Source organism: Nitrosomonas marina (assembly GCF_900110145.1).
In the GTDB taxonomy this organism is placed as follows: Bacteria; Pseudomonadota; Gammaproteobacteria; order Burkholderiales; family Nitrosomonadaceae; genus Nitrosomonas; species Nitrosomonas marina.
The window spans coordinates 1-4171 of sequence record NZ_FOCP01000053.1 but is presented as its reverse complement, the minus strand read 5'-3'; the positions used below and the strand labels follow the sequence as shown (position 1 = coordinate 4171).

Annotated in this window: 3 protein-coding genes; all 3 read left to right on the top strand. The window is 45.5% G+C overall.

Annotated features, from left to right (window positions below; translation table 11 throughout):
• Positions 1 to 1407, top strand: a 1407-nt coding sequence (locus tag BMX44_RS17000) for an LPD3 domain-containing protein (RefSeq protein WP_218144003.1), incomplete at its 5' end; no start/stop codon positions are given.
• A 3-nt stretch (positions 1408 to 1410) separates the two neighbouring features.
• Positions 1411 to 3315 carry a hypothetical protein gene (locus tag BMX44_RS16215; protein WP_090634963.1) on the top strand — a complete coding sequence of 635 codons (1905 nt, stop codon included), beginning with the start codon at positions 1411 to 1413 and terminating at the stop codon, positions 3313 to 3315.
• Positions 3312 to 4171 (top strand): DUF2958 domain-containing protein (locus BMX44_RS16210; protein WP_143056988.1); only part of this gene is annotated, 860 nt, incomplete at its 3' end. The genes BMX44_RS16215 and BMX44_RS16210, both read left to right, overlap by 4 nt.

The following is a 4171-nucleotide window of genomic DNA, read 5'->3' as shown; positions in this document are numbered from 1 at the left end:
AGTAATGACCAATTCACAGTCGAATTGCTGGATAAGGAATCCAGTGTTTGGGAGGACGTTGGGACGGTTAAAACCGATCTTGGCAAGACCGCAGAGCAGATTGCTGAAGAGATTGAGGATATTGTGTCAAAGCAGGCCACTGATTCTGAATTGCCTGTAATTGACCCCAAAACGCCCGAAGGCTACGCAAAAATCATGGCCGATGAGTCTTTGCAGCTTCAGTATCAGGATGTGCTGGATTCGTTTTTCCAAGAACGGATTGTTGCGGTACGGAATGCGCTTCGCGATCTTGGGTGGAATGGCGAAAAGAATGCGACGGTGTTGAGCAAGGCAGTCGGTGAAACGTTCTACCAGTTTGCATTCGATTACAAGCAGGTTGGTGCCGGCTCAAATGTTGTTGGCATTACAGCGGTGGTTAAATCGGTAACAGGATATGGGGATATCTCTACGGTAAATCCTGAATCACGAATAACGGATGATCTTACCAAAACGCCAGAACAAATAGCGGCTGATATTGATGCTTCCCTTCCTGAAACGTCCCTAACTGATCAAAAAGAGCCTGTTGTTGTTTTGTCGGGTAAGGAACTTGGTGATTTTCCGGATACTGAAGAGGGGATGAGACAGCTAAGGTCAGTTGCCAAACAAAGACTCACTAACATCATAGGGGAATGGGTTCCGTGCCCGGCACTTGGCGGTGATGTTGAAATTCGCAAAAGTGGCGTTAAGAAGACATTAACCCTGAGCGCCGACATAAGAAAATTAAAACTTGTGGCGGCGATTGAATCGCTGATAAAAAGCGCAAAGGAATTAAATTCAACGCCGCCATACGGTCCGTCAGAATCGAATGTGATTGCTTATCACACGATGCGGACATTAGCAACAATCGACGGTGAGGATGTTGCAGTTAGATTTGTTGTCAAAGAGGATGATAAGGGAAAATTCCACTGGGATCACACTGTTCATGCACCAAGCGCGATTCTGGACAGTGTAAATAGAAATGGGCCAGAAGAGACTGACCCATTTTCTGACGCCACTTACGAATCCGAGGGATTGTCGAATCCTGCTCGGCTGGCTGGCGACCGACCTAACTTGTCGACACAAGACGGAGATGAATCCGTACTTGATAGTGTAGATGATCGTCGTGAGGTTTTCAATCTATTTATCGAAGGCGAAGAACCTGAAGTAATTGAAGATGATGAAGAATCGGAAGAAATAATCACAGCCAAAGACTTCTTGCAGTCCGTCATAGACGGCGGGAAAGATGCCATAAACCTGATGGATTTACTTGATGAAATCGACGCCTCATCGAAGGCGCTGATAAATGCCGGGTTAGGCAGTGAATACGATGATTTAATCGGCAAGGCCGCTGAGAAATGGGCTGAATTGGATCAACAAGCCAACGGTTAAAACATGACTCAGATAGCCCTTGATTACGTTTCCGGTCCGGAAAAATTAAAACTCGTTAAAGAACTTGGCACGATACGTCGCCACCTGCCGACAGTTGCAGGGGTTAATAAATTAACCCTTGTAAAACGCATTCGTGAGATTCGGCGATTACTTTCTATTGGTATTGGTACAGATCCGGTTGGTTTAACCATCGACCCTGGTGATATAGACGCTACATACAAAAGTTTCGTTGATTATCTTGAAAACGGGATAGAACAGGTTCCAGAACCACTTAGAAGGTTTGACAAGGATGCGATTGTAAGTGCGTGGTATGTTTTCGACTCAAACCTGAATAGGAGCGAGAAACTTTCTGATCACACAGAATTGGTTTCCAAAAAATACTTTCAGTCTACTCAGGGTGATGTGTTCGATCATTTCAAATCGCTTGGAAATGTGTTTGAGTACGATTCTGGCAAGTTGAAAACTATTGCAGATGAACTCAATGAGATTGCGGCAAGCACTCCTGCAGACCCTCCGGAAATCGCTGAAAAGAAAAAAAACATCAGCCAGGTAAACACAGAGTTGGTGGAAAAATTAAACAAGTTAATGGACCAGCGCCTTGTAGCCAAAAGAAGTGGTGATCTGGATTCTTTCAACGAAACGAATGAATTGTTTAACTCGCTTCATGAGAAATATCTTGAACTTCGGGAAGAGTACAAGCTGCTCGACAAGGTCAAATACGAAAATAAAAAAGCTCGCATAGAAGAACTGAAAAATCAGATAGCACCGGTTGGCGAGGGTTTTATAAATACGCTGATTGGCGCATCAAAAGTGACCCGGGAACAGGCCGATACCTGGGCGAATGCACAGGTAATTACAAAATCAGCTATAAACCGGTTAAAGCGGATTGGATATAAAGAAGCAGATATCCGCCGCGATATGGCCGAATTTTATCGGATTACTGGTGGAAAATTACGCCAGATCATCATAGACAATGATGGAAGCAAGCGTGCAAATGCGAGAGGCATAGGATCGGTCGAGAATACCGCTATTTATCCAGACAGCCGCTTCGATAAAAAGGTGTTGTGGCATGAAATGGCGCACCACCTTGAGGCCGATCCGATAGCAAAAGCTGCTTCAAACGGGTTTCTGCAGAAGCGAAGGGCGGATGAAAAGGTTTATTCCCTGAGGTCATTAACCGGAAACAGGGGGTACCGTCAAAGTGAAGGCGCCTACAAGGATGATTTTATAAGTCCATATATCGGCAAGGTGTATCGAGACAACACTACGGAGGTGTGGGCAATGGGTATTCAATACCTGTCTAATCCGCAAGACGCAGCCTTGATGCTTGGCAAAGATCCTGAAATGGCCGCACTGATTGCCGGTTATTTGCAGTCAGATCTGACTCCGGGGACGAAAATCCTGCAGGCGGCACAAAATCTCGCAAAAGACAAAATACAGGCAAAGCGCAGTTATCAGGATGCGCAATATGAAAACGCTATAAAGAAATTGTCCGATGGCGTTGAGATTATAGACGACGGTTGGTTTGATGCGTTACCAGAAATCGACAAGGATATGCTTTTATCATACTCATTCAGGCGGAATAGCAGTGCAGAATTTATAGGCTCGTGGAATGGTTTCAGGGTATTCAAGGGTAAATTCCGAAGCCGCAAAACAAGGCGTGTGAGCAAGGGGTACGAAATCATTTACGCTCCTGAATCATCTTTTCTGGATGATGATGGCAGGAGTCGTGTGCCACATGGTGGGACATTCCATGAAGAAATGGATGCAATAAAAGCGGCCTTGCGTATAGCGCGAGAGGCCCTTTCAAACGATATTTATCGTGTCTCATACAAGGCGTTTGCCAATTACGCGCATAAAAGCGAAATCATCGACTACGCCAACCAAATATTCGGGGGTGAATCATGAGTGAAAGCATTTACCACGTAATAACCCCTGCAGGCGTATTTGACGCAATTTATGACGATGAAGAATCGCCAGCCAAATACCAGGGTGACGAACTCGCAATTTCATTTTTCAAGAACTGGGTGGAAATTAACCAGATAAGCGGTGAGCATGGCCACCTGCTTGACTCAAACAACATCCAGCCTTTCGAGTTGTACGGCTTTTGTCAGCCGGCCGGGAGCGGAATCATTGTTATACCGCCATTCGATGATCTGGTTGCTGTTATGGTGGAAGACAGCCTTGAAGAACAGGATTCAGGAGAACAAGCGGGCATGGATATTACATACGACGCGGTAGGTGGTACGGAAAAACTTGAACTGGTTAGGGAACTTGGGAAAGTACGATCGAGCATTGAATCGGCCACGTCTGGCATGGAAAAGCTGAAACTGGTTAAGAGGGTTAAGGAAATCCGGGAATTGCTGAAAGTAAGCAGCATAATGGATCCACAACCAGATCCTCAATCAGAAGAAACAAAAAACACGCTTGCTGACGTGAACGCAGTAATGCCGCTACTCAAGCAATTTATCGGCAAATCTCAATTAGCCGCTTTTGCTTCCGGAATTCGCGGTGAAGAGGGGCAGTTCATCAAGGACAAACTGATCGAAATCGCCAATATCATTAAAAATATGCCCCAAACCTACGGTCAGGACGGCTTGGGCGATGAGGCGGTGGTTCATTTACATTACTTCAAGGGATCGGCTGACTGGTACATCACCGAAAAGGATATGGAAGATGAGCAGTTGCAGGCATTTGGTCTGGCTGATTTGTATGGTGATGGTGGCGAACTTGGTTATATCAGCATTCAGGAGTTAATCGATAC

Excerpts from the sequence above, each read along its gene's own strand:
- BMX44_RS16215 (WP_090634963.1), top strand. The coding sequence starts at position 1,411 with ATGACTCAGATAGCCCTTGATTACGTTTCCGGTCCGGAAAAATTAAAA.